This is a genomic window from Acinetobacter sp. YQ_14, from assembly GCF_043102985.1.
GTDB classification, from domain to species: domain Bacteria; phylum Pseudomonadota; class Gammaproteobacteria; order Pseudomonadales; family Moraxellaceae; genus Acinetobacter; species Acinetobacter venetianus.
This window is the reverse complement of sequence record NZ_JBICJJ010000009.1, coordinates 25,536-44,541: the sequence shown is the minus strand read 5'-3', so window position 1 is coordinate 44,541 and position 19,006 is coordinate 25,536. Positions and strand designations below refer to the sequence as shown.

General features: G+C 38.5%; 15 protein-coding genes and 1 pseudogene. 4 read left to right on the top strand and 12 right to left on the bottom strand.

Going from position 1 to position 19,006, the window contains the following annotated elements:
• Positions 1 to 56 precede the first annotated feature (56 nt).
• Both ACF8D3_RS04225 and ACF8D3_RS04220 read right to left on the bottom strand, forming a co-directional pair.
• Positions 57 to 263 carry a DUF1656 domain-containing protein gene (locus tag ACF8D3_RS04225; protein ID WP_004876464.1) on the bottom strand — a complete coding sequence of 69 codons (207 nt, stop codon included), beginning with the start codon at positions 261 to 263 and terminating at the stop codon, positions 57 to 59.
• Positions 256 to 2,349 (bottom strand): FUSC family protein, encoded by a 2,094-nt coding sequence (locus ACF8D3_RS04220; protein WP_392470349.1) that lies wholly within the window; start codon positions 2,347 to 2,349, stop codon positions 256 to 258. Before ACF8D3_RS04220 ends, ACF8D3_RS04225 begins: the two co-directional genes overlap by 8 nt.
• 411 nt (positions 2,350 to 2,760) lie before the next feature.
• Between ACF8D3_RS04220 and ACF8D3_RS04215 the strand changes: the two genes are divergently transcribed.
• Positions 2,761 to 3,534, top strand: a complete 774-nt coding sequence (locus ACF8D3_RS04215; protein ID WP_004876458.1) for an IclR family transcriptional regulator — start codon at positions 2,761 to 2,763, stop codon at positions 3,532 to 3,534.
• Between the two features lie 207 nt (positions 3,535 to 3,741).
• Here the strand turns inward: ACF8D3_RS04215 and ACF8D3_RS04210 are convergent.
• The 9 genes and pseudogenes from ACF8D3_RS04210 to ACF8D3_RS04170 all read right to left on the bottom strand — a co-directional run bounded on the left by ACF8D3_RS04210 (position 3,742) and on the right by ACF8D3_RS04170 (position 13,475).
• Positions 3,742 to 4,903, bottom strand: a pseudogene (locus ACF8D3_RS04210) (hypothetical protein).
• A gap of 116 nt (positions 4,904 to 5,019) precedes the next feature.
• Positions 5,020 to 5,607 carry a CDP-diacylglycerol--glycerol-3-phosphate 3-phosphatidyltransferase gene (gene pgsA / locus ACF8D3_RS04205; protein ID WP_004876453.1) on the bottom strand — a complete coding sequence of 196 codons (588 nt, stop codon included), beginning with the start codon at positions 5,605 to 5,607 and terminating at the stop codon, positions 5,020 to 5,022.
• Positions 5,608 to 5,712: 105 nt separating this feature from the next.
• Positions 5,713 to 6,510, bottom strand: coding sequence for an acyl-CoA thioesterase (locus ACF8D3_RS04200; RefSeq protein WP_392470346.1), 798 nt, complete (start codon positions 6,508 to 6,510; stop codon positions 5,713 to 5,715).
• Between the two features lie 104 nt (positions 6,511 to 6,614).
• Positions 6,615 to 8,414 (bottom strand): excinuclease ABC subunit UvrC, encoded by a 1,800-nt coding sequence (gene uvrC / locus ACF8D3_RS04195; RefSeq protein ID WP_392470344.1) that lies wholly within the window; start codon positions 8,412 to 8,414, stop codon positions 6,615 to 6,617.
• Positions 8,415 to 8,522: 108 nt separating this feature from the next.
• Entirely contained in the window at positions 8,523 to 9,386 is an 864-nt protein-coding gene (locus tag ACF8D3_RS04190) for a hypothetical protein (RefSeq protein WP_392470342.1), read from the bottom strand.
• A 109-nt stretch (positions 9,387 to 9,495) separates the two neighbouring features.
• A complete protein-coding gene (locus tag ACF8D3_RS04185) occupies positions 9,496 to 9,912 on the bottom strand; it encodes a PH domain-containing protein (RefSeq protein ID WP_392470339.1) in 417 nt (138 codons plus the stop codon).
• Between the two features lie 88 nt (positions 9,913 to 10,000).
• Complete coding sequence (lpxO, locus tag ACF8D3_RS04180) at positions 10,001 to 10,918, bottom strand: lipid A hydroxylase LpxO (RefSeq protein ID WP_392470337.1); 918 nt, start codon at positions 10,916 to 10,918, stop codon at positions 10,001 to 10,003.
• A gap of 150 nt (positions 10,919 to 11,068) precedes the next feature.
• A complete protein-coding gene (locus ACF8D3_RS04175; protein WP_392470334.1) occupies positions 11,069 to 12,127 on the bottom strand; it encodes a diguanylate cyclase domain-containing protein in 1,059 nt (352 codons plus the stop codon).
• Between the two features lie 373 nt (positions 12,128 to 12,500).
• A complete protein-coding gene (locus ACF8D3_RS04170) occupies positions 12,501 to 13,475 on the bottom strand; it encodes a hypothetical protein (RefSeq protein ID WP_392470332.1) in 975 nt (324 codons plus the stop codon).
• Between the two features lie 495 nt (positions 13,476 to 13,970).
• On the opposite strand from ACF8D3_RS04170, the gene fadB reads away from it, so the two are divergent.
• Together fadB and fadA are read left to right on the top strand one after the other, a co-directional pair.
• Positions 13,971 to 16,124 (top strand): fatty acid oxidation complex subunit alpha FadB, encoded by a 2,154-nt coding sequence (fadB, locus tag ACF8D3_RS04165; protein WP_392470510.1) that lies wholly within the window; start codon positions 13,971 to 13,973, stop codon positions 16,122 to 16,124.
• A gap of 12 nt (positions 16,125 to 16,136) precedes the next feature.
• Positions 16,137 to 17,309: an acetyl-CoA C-acyltransferase FadA gene (fadA, locus tag ACF8D3_RS04160; protein WP_004802276.1), complete on the top strand. Its 1,173-nt coding sequence runs from the start codon at positions 16,137 to 16,139 to the stop codon at positions 17,307 to 17,309.
• A gap of 62 nt (positions 17,310 to 17,371) precedes the next feature.
• Here fadA and ACF8D3_RS04155 read toward each other — a convergent pair whose 3' ends face one another.
• A complete protein-coding gene (locus ACF8D3_RS04155) occupies positions 17,372 to 17,890 on the bottom strand; it encodes a hypothetical protein (RefSeq protein WP_004876443.1) in 519 nt (172 codons plus the stop codon).
• Between the two features lie 218 nt (positions 17,891 to 18,108).
• Here ACF8D3_RS04155 and ACF8D3_RS04150 point away from each other — a divergent pair, with 218 nt between their 5' ends.
• The gene (locus tag ACF8D3_RS04150) at positions 18,109 to 18,960 is read left to right on the top strand and encodes a hypothetical protein (protein ID WP_392470329.1); all 852 of its coding nucleotides are present in this window, start codon (positions 18,109 to 18,111) and stop codon (positions 18,958 to 18,960) included.
• The last annotated feature ends 46 nt before the right edge of the window (positions 18,961 to 19,006 follow it).

Sequence of the window (19,006 nt, the reverse complement as noted above, 5' to 3'; positions counted from 1 at the left end):
CACCTTTACCACTTATTTTTAAATCATTAATTTCAGGAACAGCGTCTAATCAGACCTTAAACCCACAACCAAACAAACAACCAATGCACCAACAACATAAGACCCAAGTAAAAACATAAGTTAAAAATACTTGGTAATGCGATCCAACCTTTTTGAATTAGGCGATCTGTTGCTGGTGTCAGAAGTTTAAACAGTACATAAGCAATCACAGCCTGTACCAGTAGGATCGGGAAATAGATCCCATAAACGTTAATTTCACCCATGAGAGACACCTAAACCAGACGTTTCTGCATGCATATCTTCAGTAGAAACATGCCCAATACTTTTACAAATATTATTTAAAGAAATCAGTAATCTTTGACGGAGCTCATCATCTTCGATCTGCTGAGCGACCTGCTGTAATTGATTCACTTGCTGTACGATTTGCACAGGAAAATGCCAACTTGATATTTGCTTTTCTTGTGAGTGGAAATACGCAGCAAGCTGGTTTTGTAAAACGGTCACTTCATGCTGCAACTCCACAAGTTGCGGTAACTTTTGACTAATCTCTTGTAAACGAACTAAGTCAACGATTGAACTACTTTCGATCAATGCATTTTGAATTGCAGCCTTAATTTCAGGATTCTGTACCATCTTGGTATTCAGTACACCAACCCGATCTAACATACTGCGTAGATGAATTTTAAAGTCACTACCATAAGGCATGTGCAGCGCTTGTCGCATCGCTTGATAATGTAAAGCCAAAATACGTGTTGCACTGGCATCTGGAGAAACCGCACGAACCAAGTCAATCACAATTAACGAAACCAACACACCCAAGATCATCGCGAATGAACTATCTAAATAGGACACCGCATCCATCGTGTATTTATTGTGGAGATTCAACCCCATCATGGTGTTAATCCCAAGCACCATCCCAACAGGCATTAACATCTGATTTGCCATCATACTGACTGCAACAAGAAACACTGGAAATAAAACCAACGCCAATTGCCAAAAGTGGGTAATATGCGGAAATATTCCAAAAGCGTATAAAAACACCAGACCAGCAGAAACAATACTGCCCCAAATAAAAATACGCAGTACAGGCACAGGATTATCCAGTGCTGTCAAAATACAAGCCGTGATCGCGCCCATTTGCGCCATCATAAAACCAGCCTTCCAGCCAGATAAAATCCACGCCCCAGTCACAATAAAAGTAATCAATACCGCACTAATCCCACCACGAATCGCAATACCATGATCACGATGCAAACTTGGATATTTAGTGGTAATTGCGGTGATTTCAGCAGGAATTTCTTTTTTACCTTGTTGAATCTGTTGCCATAACAATTTCACAGCTAAAGTGTTGCTAATGAAATGACGCACATCCATTTTTAACGCACCCAACACAATTTGTTGCTCAGGTGTTGCTAAATTCATAAGTTCAGAAAAATCATGTTCAAAATCTACTGGCAGTGTCAGTAAGTCATTTGGTATTAAGGTTCTATCCTGCTTGAGGAAGGCCAAGGTATGTTGTCGAATCAGATTGAGATGCGGCATTAAATTCATCAACTGCATTTGTTCAAGCTGTTTGACTCGTTGAGACAAAGCCACCAGATTTGCAACCACTAACGAAACCTGATGCAGCATTTCCTGCAACGGCTTAGTCATGCCTTTAAGCTCACCTTTTTCATAATTCAAATGCACTGCTAGTGCATGAATATCTGATGCATCTCGAGTAATCACAGACAAAATTTGTGTGTAATTTTCTGAAGACGCTTGCGCAGTGATCAACTTTTCAAAAGTACTTTCTAAATCATTGAGTGTTTTATTAACACGCTGTTTAATCATCGTGCCAATATGCACAGGAAAAAGTGTTGCAGAAACAACTGCTGTGGAAATGACACCAACTGAAATTTCGAGTACGCGTGCAAGCGCAATATCAAAAATGTTATAGGTATCAATATAAGTAATCGCGTTATAGACAATCATTGCCGTTGAATAGCCCGCCAGCATGAACACATAACTGCGAGGGGTACGGTCTAATAGGGACACGTATAAGGCAAATCCTACCCATAAAGATAAAATGATCGTGAATAACCACGGCGTATTAATAAAATGAGGTGTCAATAATAAAGCAATGATCGCGCCCGCAACTGTGCCTACTAAGCGATAAACACATTTTGAAGACACCATACCTGAGTATGGACTTGCGATAATCATGACCGTTCCAATCGACCACATTGGATTAATCAAATCAAGTTCAAATGAAATAAACAGCGCCAGCATACCTGCCACAAAAATTTTGCACGCAAAAATGATGTCGAGCTGGCTCGGTCTAAAAGCCAACAACTGCTTAAGGATCATGAACTATTCTCAATGCTGAATTAGCCTCTTGCACATTTCCTTATCAAAATAATGAAATGCAAACACGCTTGTTGATTCGAAAGACTTCAAATCAGCGTGATAGAGAACTAATTATTTGGAGTGATACACAATGTTTGGACAATTTGCTTAAAAATAATTATCCAAATAAGACATTGTGTTGTTGATTTTTTCAAAACAAAGCAGAATAGTCAAGATAAATTATCACTATTTGATAATTCTTAAATTTAATCTAGAATAAACCTTATAAAATTTATCTTTTTTCTCAATTTCAACCGAAATCTATTGATTAAAAATGATCAGTTTTAAAAGTCCACACACGCTGTTCTGCTTTTCTGTTATAAAGCAATAAAAGTTCGAGTTTCACGTTTTTTTAGGAGTAGACAACCCATCATGGCAATTTCGAGTTTTGGTAAAATTCTCACTGTACTGGATCTCTTTTCAGTGTCACGTCCGATTATCAATGTCGATATCATTTGTGATGAGCTTGGTCTATCCAAACCAACGGCCTATCGTTATCTCAAAGAACTTGTTTCTAGTGATATGTTGAAGCGTATTAGTGGAACTTCTGGTGATTACACTTTAGGGTCTAAGATTGCAGTTTTAGACTATATTTCGCATAGTACTGATCCGCTGGTACAAATCAGCATCCCTTTTATGCGTGATATCGTTGAGCGCACAGAATTATGTTGCTTACTCACCTATTTAAATCATGATTACTGCATTGACTTACATCATGAGACGTTCAAAGAGGCTGAGCTGATCTCTTATGGTCGTGGTTGTCCACGTCCTGTATATGTGGGCGCTTCGCCTAAGATTGTGATCGCACACCTCACCAAACAACGGATACAGGCTTATTACCAACAGTTCACTCAAGAGTTGGCTCAAGTTGGCTTTGCCAATAATTTAGATGAGTTCACTCAACAAATGCGGAAGATAAAAAAACAAGGCTTCTATTTATCGCAAGGTGAGATTGACCCTCTTGTTTGTGGTCTCTCCGTGCCAATTCGCTTCTCAAACAAAGAAGCACCGATTGCACTCACTTTGGTCGCTTCTAAGAACCGTTTCGATTTTCTAAATATTCAAAAGTTAATTGAAATTTTACAAAGCAATGCAGCGCAAATTGAACATAAGTTTGCAACACTTTCTGAGAACCAAATTAATTAGAATTGAGAATATTAAAAAATATTTACATTTTTCACGGTTGTAAATATCAACATATTCTCATATTATGATTATGTTCTTCAGCATACTCTCCCAAAAGAGCATGACTTTCCTCAGAGAACTAAGCTCATCGTTGTTATGGGCTTTTTTCTTGCCATCTAAAAATAAAAAAGCCTTCTAAAAAGAAGGCCTCAAGATCATAGTTAATATTTAGCACATGATTTTATGAATCAATTTAGCTTCAACTAACATCTGTTCAGTTTGATCAGCATTGATTGACACTAGGTACTTTCCATTGGAGTAATACACTGAATCATCAACACCAAGCGCATAACTGAGTACTCCTTTCTTCAAAACCTTTTGCTCACCTGATGCAGATTGCTGAACTAATTCCCAATTACGTGGAATCACTCCTGCAAACTTTTCCCCTGCATTTTGATTTTGCTGTAATGTCTTCTGTGCTTTGATTAGATTACCTTCGACAAATAATTCTTCTTCAGACTTTTGTCTTGCCTTAGCAGGGTTGGCACCAGAGGTCGATTTTAAAGACTCACCGGTATAACGTTGTGTGAAAAAATCTAACCAGCCAAAAATAGCGCGTAAAATTTTAAACGGCGCCATCAAAATATCTTTTATAGAGCTACCACTATAATTTTGACCTTGATATGGTCGTTTTAAATAATATAACTGCCCATTTTTGCCCACCTTGGGTTTATAAAAATCATAACGTGGGTCACTTAGGATTGTTTCAAGTTCCCCTGTTTTCAAATCCAAACGGCAAATTTCTTTAGGGCCAATACTTACATTACCCTGATGATCATAGGCAAAACCACAGCTATCGTAATAAACAACATTGGGATTTTCAGGATCAAAATATGGATGCTCATCCTGACAATCCCCCTCGGTAATATATTGAATACGACTTGAATCTAAACCCAGAACGCATAGATGACGTTCAAAAGCATAACCTTTGCTTGCAGATAAAATTAAGCGTTGATTCTGCGTATCATAATCAAGATGATGAACAATAAACTCATTATTACGCAGTACCAAAGATTCAGGCTGTTCTAGGGCTGCTAATGATTTGATATAAATCGCACAGCCATCCTGCAATCGAGCTGCGTAAATTATCTGCTGTTCATTCGTCAACACCGCATCTACAGGAAAAATATGCGCTAGCTCATCAGGATCATCATAATTGCGTAAGCCCATGAATTGCGCACCTGTACCTGTGGTTTTCCATTGCTTACGTTGCTTAATTTCTTGCAAATTTTTTTTTATATTGGCTCACCGCATGACAATCAATACTTTGTGATTGCTGATTTTGCAGTTGATATAACGCTTGATTAGATAAATAAAGTAGAGATGACATTAATTTATTTTCCTGATTCATCATTTTTAGCATTCACATGATCAAATCAGACCAAGTGAATGCTATGATTTTATTAATATTTTAAGTTTCTAATTAAAGTATATCGAGTACAACATTTACGGTTGTTTCAAATACGGCCATGCTGCTTTCATATAAATGAACATCGACCACAGAGTCAAAATTACTGCGGCGTACAATAAAGCATAAGCCCACATTTCCAATGGCTTCCAATTAAGTAAAAACACACTAATTGCAATCATTTGAAATGCTGTTTTGTATTTCCCCACGGTTGATACCGCAACACTGGTACGCGCACCAAGCTCTGCCATCCACTCACGTAAAGCCGATACGGTAATTTCACGAGAAATAATCACGATTGCTGCAAATGCCATCGAAATGGTGGGTTGCCATTGCACCAGTACAATCAACGCCGCTGCGACCATTAACTTATCAGCAACTGGATCTAGAAAACGCCCAAAAGCAGATGTCTGATTAAGGGTTCTTGCGAGATAACCATCAAACCAATCTGTCACTGCTGCAAGCACAAAAATGGCTGTCAGCACCATATGCCGCATCATTCCCCCATGATGCTCAGCAATTCCAATCGCTGGTGGCCAATAAGCAATCACCAAAAAAACAGGAATAAGGGCAATGCGCGCCAAAGTCAAAATATTCGGAATGTTCAGGATTCGCCCTGTGCTCATAAACACCGCCATGTTGTTCGCATCAAATATGCATGTCGCACAAAGGATGTGCCGAGATTGTATCCAACTGTAAGCAACTTTATACGAAATGCTGCGCAGTGTCGACTAGGCAAAGACAGCAACTGTCTGTCGAAGCACTGCAATTAAACGGTTTTGACTATCCCAGACATAGGCATACTCAGTTGAATAGCCATGCTCAGCAACTTGTGTCACGACTTTGTATTTGAACCAATCTTGGATTTGATTCCCAATCGGATCAAGATAAGTAATATGCCATGTTAAAGAACTTGCAGGTGCAGGCGTTTTAAACATCGGCAAGACGCCCGGTGGCCATACGTCCATCAATGCAAATAAATCAGCCAAATACATTTCACGGTTTGAATGTTGCAGAGGTGAAAAACGGCTCCAACCACCGAAGTCTGGAACTTTACTCCCTGCCATCGGATAGCTTCCTTCCGCCCAACACAATTCAAACTGTTGTAAGCATTCAGGCATTAATCCTTCTAGATAGACCATTTTTTCGAGCTGATCTGGCATTGGATAATCTGGAACTTGCGGCTGATGATTGACAACAATGCGAGATTCTCGACGGAGACCAAAACTCGCAACTAAAATACTTTGAACCGCATCATCTTGCCATAAGCGGACTTCTAAGCTGGTAACAGATTTACCTTCTCGGAAAATTTCAGCAGTCAATTTCGCCGGCCCTTGCTGTACAGGCCCGACAAAAGTGACATTACAGCTCAATAACTGCTTTTCAGGATCGTTCACTGCACAAATTGCTTTTTGGACCAATAGCCCTGCAACTAAGCCACCAAAGACTGTACGCCCCTGTAGCCATCCCGCTGGGATATCAATCCATTCTTGTTGTTCAATTTGTTGATAGAGAGAAAGCAATGACATTGTTTTTCCTTAACCGTCAAAACATCCTATCTTTGAATGTTTTGGTTGATTTGTGAATGGTCATTAACTTATCAGTCAGTGAATAATTTGGTCAATCGGTCAAATTATTCATGCAAAATTTTATAAATTGTCCTAGCCATGACTTCACCCAAGCCTGGCACCAACATCAGTTCTTTTTCAGATGCTTTTAATACACCTTGAATGCCACCAAAATGCGTGAGTAAATCTCGGCGGCGTTTCGGACCCAGTCCAGGAATCGCCTCTAATACGGAACTACTGCGACGTTTATCGCGCTTCGCGCGATGCTTCGTGATTGCAAAACGGTGCGCCTCATCTCGAACCTGCTGAATCAAATGCAATGCTTTATGATCTTCTGACAATTGAATTTTAGTTCCATCAGTAAAATGAAGCGTCTCTAAGCCGGGTTTTCGCCCTTCACCTTTTGATACTCCAATCATAAATGCATCTAACTCAAGCTCTTGCATCACGTCTATTGCCATATGCAGCTGACCTTTACCGCCATCAATTAGAAGCAAGTCAGGCAACATATTCTTTTTATAACGACGGATCAATGCTTGACGCATCGCTGCATAGTCATCGCCACCTGTAATATCTTGAATGGCAAATTGGCGATAATCGCGTTTTCGTGCTCCACCCTGATCGAATACAACACAGGAAGCAATTGGTGCTTCACCCATAGTATGGCTAATATCAAAACACTCGATTCGGTCAATCGGTCTTCCAACCACTTGTTCAAGCTGATGAAAACGCTCATTTAACTCTAAGTGATTGCTGAGTTTGCCTTTAATTGCATGCTGGACGTTCATTTGTGCTAGCTCTTGCCACTCAGCTCGGGTCTCACGCACTTTATGCTTAATTTGAACTTTTTTATTAAAGGTTTGTTGTAGTGCTTCTTCTAGTTGGACTCGATCAGGCACTTCAACATTCACAATCAACTCAGTCGGAACTTCATCTGCAACCTGAAAATAAAAATTGGCAATAAAGTCGCTTAACATCTGTCCTAAATCATCACCCAACATATCTGGGAAATAGCTCTTACCGCCTAACATCCGCCCATTACGCACATACATAATTTGCACGCAAGTCACGCCAGCCTGATAAGCGATTGCTAAAATATCGGCTTCACCTTTAATTTTAAATACAGCTTGCTGTGCCTGTACCTCGCGTAATAATGCGAGACGATCACGATAAAAAACGGCTTTCTCAAATTCTAGCTCTGCGGCAGCCTGCTCCATTTTCCCAATCAACTCTTGGTTCAACTCTTTTGTATCACCTTGCAAAAAGCGGATCGAGTTATCAACATCTTCTTTGTACTCTTCAGGACTAATCAACCCAACACAAGGGGCAGTACAACGTTTGATTTGATACTGAAGACATGGTCGTTTTCGTTGTGAGAAATAGCTATTTTCACACTGCCTGACATTAAATAGCTTTTGTAAAACCAGCAAGGTATCTCTTGCACTATATGCACTTGGATAAGGACCAAAGAACTTACCAATTTGATGTTTGCCCTTACCACGTCCACTGGCAATCCGTGGAAAAGGTTTATCGGCTGAGACAAAGATATATACATAGGACTTATCATCCCGCAACATAATGTTATACGGCGGGCGATGTAGTTTAATTAGGTTTTGTTCAAGTAATAAGGCTTCGGTTTCAGAACGAACCACCAGCGATTCAATATCATAAATTCGAGCAACCAATGCTTGTGTTTTAGGGTGCTCAATGGTTTTTACAAAATAGCTCGAAACACGATTTTTTAAATTTTTTGCCTTGCCAACATACAATAGCTCACCATCCTTGCCTAGCATTTTATAAACGCCGGGCAATTGGGTCATATGAGCAAGTATTTTTTCAATGTGTTCACGAGCGTTTGAGTTCACAGCAGACTTTCATTATCAGTAATGCTTTTGATGATGTAGCCTGAATAGATGAATTTCAAGTCAATTGAGTTGAAATCCATCGATTGAATCACTCAAGACATGGTCAAATCAAAGAACTTTACTTAACACTCTATCAACACTCTTGAAGGCCGATTCATTAAAGAAATCACATGCCAGTTCATTTGCTGGTGATACAGCATTCACTTCTCTTGTATTGTGATAAAAACCCCAATACTCCAGAGATTGATGGCGAATTCGGGTATCAGCTAAATTCATTTCAGTATTCGGTTGAAATGCTGTCCAAGCGGCATTTTGCCAAATTCCTTGATTTTGAATATTACTATTGGTACTGACATGCGACAGATTTTGTGTTGGATAAGATTCAATATAATCTTGAGTACTCAACTGAACTTGTTTTTGCCAACACGTTGCGCCTGACGGAAACTTATCTTGAGTCGATAATAATAAGGCCTGAATAATTTGTAAGGTTGCATCACTAATCGAAGATGAAGCTGATGCTTGAGTTAAAAAGTAACTCACATAGTTAGAAACATCTAAACCAGATAAATCAATTTTTTTCAGTTGATAGGTCAATTTAAAACTTGTTCTTTGCTCTAAATTACTAGGTTCATATTCCAACACAGTATCACTAAATGTTGCTTTACGGCCCACAATATAAGCAGCATTTGTATTCTGTGGCGGAAAAATCGTTGATATTCCATTGTTTGTTATAAAATTACGCAGTGCTTCAGTCTGTAACTTCGGTGTTTCTGTATAACTAATTAAAAGATCATTATTTTTATCAACTTGATATGATTTTTTAGTGAGTTTATTTGAGGTGTTTGCTGTCGCAATATCATAACTATAAAAGGCTTTATTCTTTGGATCAACAGTTCCATAGATATCATCATTTTCATCGCTACAAGCAACTAAGCTTAAAAGACTTAAACTAATCAATAATTGTTTTTTCATTATGTTTTCTCGTGGTTAAAATGAATTAAATACCATCAAAATTATACCACTTGGTATAATTAAAAATATAAAAATTATTAGAGATACAGGAAAATGAACAGCCTGATAATTACTTAGTCAAATCGTGTTCTAATGCAAGACAGAAAGCTTTTTGATCTTTAGGTGAAACCAAAATATGTGTCACATTGCCATTTTTTGCATAATCAATGCGTAAACGATCTAAAGACAAAGCAGGCGAAGAAATTAAATGATTCGATGCACTTATTTTTATAATATCAGCCTTATTTATTTTCCATTTAAATAGCATTGAATGAATGATTAAATCATTCTCTGTCACGATATAACGTGTATTGAAGATCGGCCACCAAAGCAAGACTATCGAGAATAAGTAAACAGCAGCATGTTCAGAATATTCTTGCATTGTTCCTTTCACATACATCGTCCATAAAAATTGCAATAATAGGCCTGTTGTTGCGATCACCACGCCCCAGAACCACCAATCTATTTTTGAACGAAAGGTTTGCATATTTTTTCCTATGCTTAATTTTAGAAATTAAAAATATTTTATAAACAAAGTATAAAAAACGCCCTTAAAGGGCGTCTTATGTTTTCACTTATTTAAACACATAAGGTCTTATAAAAATAAGGAAAAATAATCCCAGCATAATGAACCACTTTAAAAAGTAATAAAGCTTACGGTTCGATTTCTTTAATGCTTTCGCTTTTATACGAATCTGGTAAACATAACCAAAGACTTTGTTTAAGCCACCTGTTTGATCACCTGCTTCATTCGGAGAACTCGCAGCAGTCATCACGCTTTTGCCAAACCAGTGATTAAATTTTTCCATCAAACGTGTTTTTAAAGGACGTTCCACATCAGCGAAAAAGATAATACGATTTTGATCAGTCTTATTTTCAGCATAATGAATATAAGTCTCATCAAAGACCACACTTTCACCATCACGCCATGAATAACGCTCACCATCCACATCAATAAAGCAACGATCATCATTGGGTGTAATCAAACCCAAGTGATAACGTAATGAGCCTGCATAAGGGTCACGATGACGAACCAAACGGCTATCAGGTGCAAGCTCAGTAAACATAGCGGCTTTAATTGTTGGGAGTGTTTTCAATAAAGCTGTTGTTTTAGGGCAGAGTTCAGCCGCAGATGGATGAGCCGAGTCATACCATTTCAAATAGAAACGCTTCCAACCTGTTTTAAAGAACGAGTTGAAACCTAAGTCATCGTAAGTACTTGAGGCTTTAATTCCTCCTTTTTCATACAATGCTTTTGCTTCGTCTCGAATCATTTCCCAATTTTCATCTAGAACTTTTAAGTCCTTAAAATGTTGAGTATCAATATAAGGCTGATTCGGCACTTTTGAGAACATGTACATCAAGAAATTGATCGGCGCTAAAATCGTTGAATGGTCAAAGAATTGACGATAAAACGAGTGCTTCACTTTACCACGACGCTGAATATAAAGCGCTGATGTGATAAAGATCGCTAATATGATCCATTTAATCATTGAAATCGGCACAAAAAAATTAATCGCCAAATTTTAACACCATCCCCTATAATTTCTATACGCTTTTGATGAATTCCTCCTCTCTATAAACACATAAAAATATTAGTCATTAAATATCAAAATCTTATGGTATAAAAGCTTATCTGCTTTTTAACTTTTCACCTTTAATTGTTTCTTTGCTTGGTACATACGAGCATCCGCTTCATGAAGCAAAGCTGCTGCTTCAAGATAGCCCTCAACATGATCTGTTTGTTTTATGCCAATACTCAGGGTAATGGTGGGTTCAATTTGCTGAATATATTGCAATAATCGCGGAACAAAACTTTCTGTCGCTTGTAATTCAGTACAACGAGGAAAAATAATACAAAACTCATCACCTCCACACCGAAAGCAATGATCATCCAACCGCGCAACAAAGCGTATTCCATCGGCAACAATTTTTAGAATTTGATCCCCATGTGGATGCCCAAAACTATCATTTATCACTTTAAAATCATTAATATCAATAAAAACAACTGTAACAGGTTCAAGCGCATGTTCTGCTGCACAAATCGTTGCATTCAAAATGCTATTGAGGTGTCTTACATTTAATAAACCCGTCAATGCATCTGTCTGAGACAGTGCCTCCATTTGTTGCGCGCGATCTTCTAAAACATTGGCATATTGTTCAATTTTTTCTTTTGATGTTTTTAATTCACTGACGAGACTCCATACATAAGTTTCGACCACTAGTGAAATATCAAACATAAATAGTTTTTCCAGCGTACAACTCACCTCATGAAATTGTTCAGTATCCCCCAATTGCTCATAAACCAAAGACATCAAACGCGTTTTTAAATGATAAATCGCTGATAAATATAATTTAGGTTCAACACCAATTCGCTTATGAACTAAACCGATCCTTAAACGAATATTGACATAATTTGCATCGTAACTTCCTGAAAATAATTCAGTGACATATTGTCGTTGTGCTCGCTGCAATCGGGATAAAGTATCGACATCACCAATTAATGTCGCGATTTCAACCACTGACGTTTGTTGCTGATAAAACTCGATGACCACTTGATCGAGCAAAGGTTCCAACATAATTCCAAGCTGTACGAGACTCATTAACTCTTTATTGGTCAATGAAAGTAATGATTTTCGGTACTCTATTTCCTCACTGGAAATATGCATTTGTTTCATCAATGTTTGATCTGTTGGTTTCATCCTGACACCTCCCATGTCCAAACAAGATTATTGAGGGTCGATACACAACTGTTATTTTGGTTATATCGTATTTGGTGATGATTTACGCTTTCCACATCAAGCTTTAACTAACATTTTTTGTCAGTAGATGACGGCCTTTTAATATGAAAAAGCGAACCTATGGATCTTGAAATCAAGCACAATCTATCCATTTCAAGCCTCATGAGATAAATGTGATATCCTTCTCAGAATGCAGCAAGAAATGGACCAAGATAAAGAATAAAAAGATAAAATAAGCATGCACTAAGAAAAAATAGATATGCTGATTCGGCATGAACTTAGTTTTCCAAATCAGCATACAAAATTTAATTATTATTTTTTATACAAATCAAAGTTATAATTTTAGGATCGTATCAGCAGCGGCCTCATTGAACCAAGAACAATGTTTATTAAGTTCTTCCAAAACTGCTTTCTGAGCATAATAGGCTTCAACAAAAGTTGACGAGTTCATCGCATTCAAACGCTGTGTGTGTTGAGTAATTACGTCTGTCAGTCGCACATTTTCAAAATGATTCATATCTCCAAAAACTAATTTTCCATTGTAGTTAATTACAACAAAGTCAAAAATTTGTCCATAAGCATCGTATTCACGATAATAACGCCACGAATAGCCTTTCCATTTTCCAGTGTTCACCTTATAAGTATGCCCGACTTTCGACAATTCAGTTTTATACTGGTTTTCTAATTGATCAATAACTTCAGCATAATTATCTTCGGTCATACCAGATTTAGAAAAAGTGATATACGGCTTTTCAGTTTTTTCTTCTTGGACTTGATAACAATAAGAACCTTGTGGGAAAAATAGAGGACCTATTCGATTATAAGCTTGAGCAACTTTAGAATTTTCTAACTCTTCTGGAACACCAAATTTATCAAACATAACTTTATAACTAGGATAAAAACGTTCAAAGACATTTTCTCCTGAAAGATTAATCTTTTTGTAGGTATTGTAATAACCTGTTTTTGGCGCGTCACTGAAATAGAAGTTCAATGCGCTAATTGCTTTTGTTTTAGCCGCAACCCAAGTATCAGTGTATAAAGTATCTTCTGTCAGTAGATAATCTTCTTCCGATAAAGGAGTATAAAACTCTGTATCTTTAACAACATTATCTACAAAAGAATATTTTTTAGTATACAAATGATCTTCATCTTCTTGATAACTAACAGAGTACAGATCAACTGAAACTTTTTCCTGCGTTGGCGCTGGGTCACTATTATTACCAGATGATGATCCTGAATCTCCGCCTCCACCGCAGCCTGTTAATAAAACGGAAAGGAGAGAGCATAAAATAAACTTTCTTTTTAACATAACATTACTTTCTAAAACATTTTTATAACACAGGATTTTATACAACGTTAAAAAATAGACAATCCTTTCTGTATAAAATTTACAAATTTATTTAACGCGTGTTCAAAATATTTTCCATCAAAATTTAATAAATAATTCATTTTTATCTAACCTAAAACTGACATAGAAATTTATTTTTAAGGCTCTAGTTTTTATCTGTATTTTGTAATTATTTTGCAAATCTTTGAGCTTTAGATCATGAGGAAACAAAAATAATTGATATGAAATAAAACCAAGGCATTGATTTAAAATAACAAAATACAAACCTAAACCATAAAAACCATAAAGTTTATCTTGTTAAAAAGAATAGATGACCCTAGCGTCACGGCTTGATACAACTTGTTATGTCCTTTTTGGATATAGTTATCGTAAGATTAGCGAAGCATTTTGTGCACTTAATTGCACTCAGGCTTTATGACATCAACTCAGAATCCTCCACAACAAGGGAGATCAGGCATGATCCACGCTGGCAATGCCATTACCGTCCAAATGCTTGCGGACGGAATTGCAGAATTCCGCTTTGACTTACAAGGTGAGTCGGTTAATAAGTTTAACCGTGCGACCATTGAAGACTTCCAAGCAGCAATTGCTGCAGTTAAAGCCAATAACGATATTAAAGGCTTAGTTGTTACTTCTGGCAAATCAACATTTATCGTTGGTGCTGACATTACTGAATTTGGCGACAATTTCGCTGCTGGTGAACAAGCAATCATTGATTGGCTTATGCCTGTACACGAAATCTTCAACAGTTTTGAAGATTTAGACATCCCTAAAGTGGCTGCAATCAATGGCATGGCGCTTGGTGGTGGTTTTGAAATGTGCTTAGTGTGTGACTACCGTGTCATGTCTGAGCAAGCTCAAGTTGGCTTACCAGAAATCAAATTGGGTATCTATCCTGGTTTTGGTGGTAGCGTACGTTTAAGCCGTGTCATCGGTATCGACAATGCCGTTGAGTGGATGGCAATGGCGAATCCTAAGAAGCCAGCTGCTGCACTTAAAGATGGTGCTGTAGATGCAGTTGTTGCTGCTGACAAACTCCAAGAAGCTGCTCTTGACTTAGTTAAACAAGCACTGGCTGGTCGTTTGAACTGGAAAGCAAAGCGTCAAGAAAAATTAGACGCAATTAAATTGAACCCACTTGAACAAATGATGGCGTTCAATACAGCGAAAGGTGCGGTTCTTGCTAAAGCAAACCCTGCACAATACCCTGCTCCTAAGTTATTGCTTGACTCATTACAAGCAGGTGCAAGCTCAACTCGTGATGACGCATTAAAAGCAGAAGCTCAAGGTTTCGCTAAAGCTGCGATCACACCACAAGCTGGTGCATTAATCGGTTTATTCATCAACGATCAAGTTGTGAAGAAAACTGCGAAAAAATATGAGAAAGGTGCTCATCCTGTAAACCAAGCAGCTGTTTTAGGTGCGGGTATCATGGGTGGTGGTATTGCTTACCAAGCGGCAAGCAAAGGCACTCCAATCATCATGAAAGACATTGGCAACCCACAACTTGCACTCGGTATGAAAGAAGCGAATGGCTTGCTCACTAAGCAAGTTGAACGCAAGAAAATGAAACCAGCGCAAATGGGTGAAACACTTGCTCGCATCCGTCCTACTTTGAGCTACGATGAGTTTAAAGAAGTGGATATCGTGATCGAAGCGGTAACTGAAAATCCAAAAGTTAAAGAAATCGTACTTGCTGATACTGAAAAACATGTTCGTGAAAACACGATCATTGCATCTAACACATCTACAATTTCGATTACTCGTTTGGCGAAAGCATTACAACGTCCTGAAAACTTCGTTGGTATGCACTTCTTCAACCCAGTACACATGATGCCATTGGTTGAAGTCATTCGTGGTGAGAAAACTTCTGAAGAAGCAATCGCAACAACTGTTGTTCTTGCTCAGAAAATGGGTAAAACACCAATCGTTGTAAACGACTGCCCAGGCTTCTTAGTAAACCGTGTATTGTTCCCTTACTTCGGTGCATTCGACCTACTCGTTAAAGACGGTGCTGACTTCCAGCAAGTTGATAATGTAATGGCGAAATTCGGCTGGCCGATGGGTCCTGCATACTTGATCGACGTTGTTGGTATCGACACAGGTGTTCATGGCGCAGAAGTAATGGCAGAAGGTTTCCCTGACCGTATGAAGCCAGATTACAAAGGTTCTATCGAAGCAATGTATGAAGCAAAACGTCTTGGTCAAAAGAATGACGTTGGTTTCTACAAATACGTGTTAGATAAGAAAGGTAAGAAAGCGAAAACTGTTGATCCAACAGCATACGAAATCATCGCTCCTTACGTTACTGGTGAAAAACGCGAGTTTGATAACCAAGAAATCATTGACCGTATGATGCTTGCTTTCTGTAACGAAACCGTTCGTTGCTTAGAAGACAACATTGTTGCAACTGCTTCTGAAGCAGATATGGCGATGATCATGGGTGTAGGTTTCCCTCCATTCCGTGGTGGTCCATGCCGTTACATCGACCAAACTGGTGTTGCTGAATACGTTGCGCTTTGCGACAAATATGCACACTTAGGTAAGGCTTATGAAGCGCCACAAATGTTGCGTGACATGGCTGCTAACAACACAAAATTCTACGGTTAAGGAGCGACGTGAATGGCTACTTTAAATCCACGTGACGTTGTGATTGTTGATGGCGTTCGTTCTGCCATGGGCAAATCACGTAACGGTATGTTCCGCAATGTACGTGCCGACAGTCTATCTGCTGAATTAGTACGTGCACTTGTTGCTCGTAACCAGTTTGATACCAATGAAGTTGAAGACGTAATCTGGGGCTGTGTAAACCAAACTTTAGAGCAAGGTATGAACATTGCTCGTAACATTGGTTTATTGGCTGATATTCCAAAGACTGCTGGTGGTCAAACAGTTAACCGTCTTTGTGGTTCTTCTATGCAGGCAATCCATACGGCTGCTGCTCAAATCGCGACGAATCAAGGTGATGTATTCATCATTGGTGGTGTTGAGCATATGGGTCACGTCGGTATGATGCATGGTATCGACCTGAACCCTGAAGCATCTAAACACTATGCAAAAGCATCTAACATGATGGGCTTAACGGCTGAAATGTTAGGTCGCATGAACGGTATCTCTCGTGAAGAGCAAGATGCTTTCGGTGTTGAATCTCACCGTCGTGCTTGGGCTGCAACTCAAGAAGGTCGTTTCAAAAACGAAATCGTTGGCGTAGAAGGTCATGATGCTAACGGCTTCAAAATCCTTTGCGACATCGACGAAGTAATTCGTGCTGATGCCAATCTTGAAGCATTCAAAGCATTGAAACCAGTTTTCGATCCTAAAGGTGGTTCAGTAACAGCAGCAACTTCATCTGCTCTTTCTGACGGCGCATCTGCAATGTTATTGATGTCTGCTGAACGTGCTCAAGCATTGGGTTTAAAACCACGTGCTGTGATTCGTTCAATGGCGATCGCAGGTTGTGATGCTGCAATCATGGGTTATGGTCCAGTTCCAGCAACTCAAAAAGCACTTAAACGTGCTGGTTTGACGATGGCTGACATCCAAACTATTGAGTTAAACGAAGCATTTGCTGCTCAAGGCTTATCAGTAATGAAGGGCTTAGGCGTGTATGACAAACAAGACATCATCAACTTGAATGGTGGTGCGATTGCATTGGGTCACCCATTGGGTTGTTCAGGTGCACGTATCACAACAACATTGTTGAACGTGATGGAACAACAAGATACGCAAATTGGTCTTGCGACCATGTGTATCGGTCTTGGTCAAGGTATCGCGACCATTATCGAACGTGTTTAATCGACACTGAGATAAAAAATCCCCGCTATATGCGGGGATTTTTTATAGCTAGGATAAAATTTTTAACGCGGAAACAATGGACTCGGTGGAGGATTTAATCCATCTCGGATTTGCTGTTGTAATTTCAAAAGATCGCTAAGATCAACTTTCATTGTTCCATTCTGAAAATCAATTGCATTATCCCGATTGATATTCAATGGTTCTAGCATTTTAAAAACACCATTCGTTGGATCTGATGACTGAAAACCGTTTGCCACCGCCAAAATATATTGTTGTAATATCGCTGGAACGTATGACAAATCAGGTTGAGCAGCTTGAGGCTGGTAATTAAGACCTCCAACACTTTCACTCACTTCTTGATTTTGCATATCTAAATTGACTTTATAGAGATGATGTTGAAGGGCTTGTCGTACATTTTTATCTTCTTGATATGGAACAATCCCAACTTCTTCACGTAACTCAGATTCAGCCATGAGACGGATCGTAGGCAGTGAAGCCACTTCATCCTCAGCATAAACAGCAGGTACGCCCATCATAGAAGAAAAAATAAAAATGAGGGCTGATCGTTTTAAAACGTTCATCGCTTACTCCAAAAATCATTCACCATATGCAAACTTCAACCAGCTCAAGATGAATAAATAAAATCTATAAAATTAGGTTACAACAAAGTCGTTATAGATTCAGTATGGGTCTGATAAACGGTAAATATCATTAAATAATTCACTTTTTCACACAGAAATAATAATATAACTTACATTATTTATAATTTTATACAAATCAACCTAGACCAAGTGTAACAATGAAAAAACTTCTCATCTCCCTCACGATTTGTCTTTCTGTGACAGGTTGTGCAACCACAAAAATTTCTCCAGAAGAACGCAGTAAACTCAATCAAACGCAGACACAGCTTCGAACTGATGGTGTTTCTATCATTGCTGATGGCTGTCTCATTCGAAGTGAATTAGGAACAAGCCTTATTGTCGGTGAACAGTCCCGTTTAACTGCTCTAAAATTCTCAGATCTATTCGCGAACCGCTTAGAACGACACGGTATAAAAGTGAATCAAAAGCTATCACCTTTTGTTTGCGGATTCATGCCAGAAGAAGAGTTGAAAAAATATGATTATCAATTAAACAATCAAACTAAACGCGCAGAAATTAACTCATTTCCATTAATCAATTCGGAAAGAGGAGACCTGTCAGCTCAACAGCAACAAGCTTTGCTACATCTCAATCAAAGTTTTAAAAAACAGGCTGAACAAGCAGTACAAAATGCTAAGAATAAGCAACCGATTTCAAAGGCACTCCCAATAAGTGATGAAGATGTAGCCGTCATTCAAGCACTCACTCAATCTCGCTATATCTTTATGACATCGACAACAGGTACTGATGCATCTTTTGGTAAAAAATTTACTGCAGGTGCTTTAAGCGTTGGCGTGACGCTCGCAACAATGGGCGCAGGTGCAGGCTTTGTAACGACATATATTCCTAAAGAAGGTCAACAGTATATTATTCATCTAATTGATTTAGAGAAAAAAGAAATTCTCTGGTCTAAAGGTGGTCTATTACAAGGCAAACCTTTTTCCAAAAGCCATCATTCTGTTGAAGTAACAAAACCTTTAAGTCCACTATTTGAAGAAACAGCTGAATAATAATTTAGCTGCCACGTTTACCCTGACCTAAACGTGGCAGCTAAGA

Coding starts and splice junctions, on each gene's coding strand:
- ACF8D3_RS04170 (WP_392470332.1), bottom strand. CDS start 13,475: ATGTTAAAAAGAAAGTTTATTTTATGCTCTCTCCTTTCCGTTTTATTA.
- lpxO (WP_392470337.1), bottom strand. CDS start 10,918: ATGATTAAATGGATCATATTAGCGATCTTTATCACATCAGCGCTTTAT.
- pgsA (WP_004876453.1), bottom strand. CDS start 5,607: ATGAGCACAGGGCGAATCCTGAACATTCCGAATATTTTGACTTTGGCG.
- ACF8D3_RS04185 (WP_392470339.1), bottom strand. CDS start 9,912: ATGCAAACCTTTCGTTCAAAAATAGATTGGTGGTTCTGGGGCGTGGTG.
- ACF8D3_RS04175 (WP_392470334.1), bottom strand. CDS start 12,127: ATGAAACCAACAGATCAAACATTGATGAAACAAATGCATATTTCCAGT.
- ACF8D3_RS04220 (WP_392470349.1), bottom strand. CDS start 2,349: ATGATCCTTAAGCAGTTGTTGGCTTTTAGACCGAGCCAGCTCGACATC.
- ACF8D3_RS04215 (WP_004876458.1), top strand. CDS start 2,761: ATGGCAATTTCGAGTTTTGGTAAAATTCTCACTGTACTGGATCTCTTT.
- ACF8D3_RS04225 (WP_004876464.1), bottom strand. CDS start 263: ATGGGTGAAATTAACGTTTATGGGATCTATTTCCCGATCCTACTGGTA.
- ACF8D3_RS04200 (WP_392470346.1), bottom strand. CDS start 6,510: ATGTCATTGCTTTCTCTCTATCAACAAATTGAACAACAAGAATGGATT.
- ACF8D3_RS04155 (WP_004876443.1), bottom strand. CDS start 17,890: ATGAACGTTTTAAAACGATCAGCCCTCATTTTTATTTTTTCTTCTATG.
- ACF8D3_RS04150 (WP_392470329.1), top strand. CDS start 18,109: ATGAAAAAACTTCTCATCTCCCTCACGATTTGTCTTTCTGTGACAGGT.
- fadA (WP_004802276.1), top strand. CDS start 16,137: ATGGCTACTTTAAATCCACGTGACGTTGTGATTGTTGATGGCGTTCGT.
- ACF8D3_RS04190 (WP_392470342.1), bottom strand. CDS start 9,386: ATGAAAAAACAATTATTGATTAGTTTAAGTCTTTTAAGCTTAGTTGCT.
- fadB (WP_392470510.1), top strand. CDS start 13,971: ATGATCCACGCTGGCAATGCCATTACCGTCCAAATGCTTGCGGACGGA.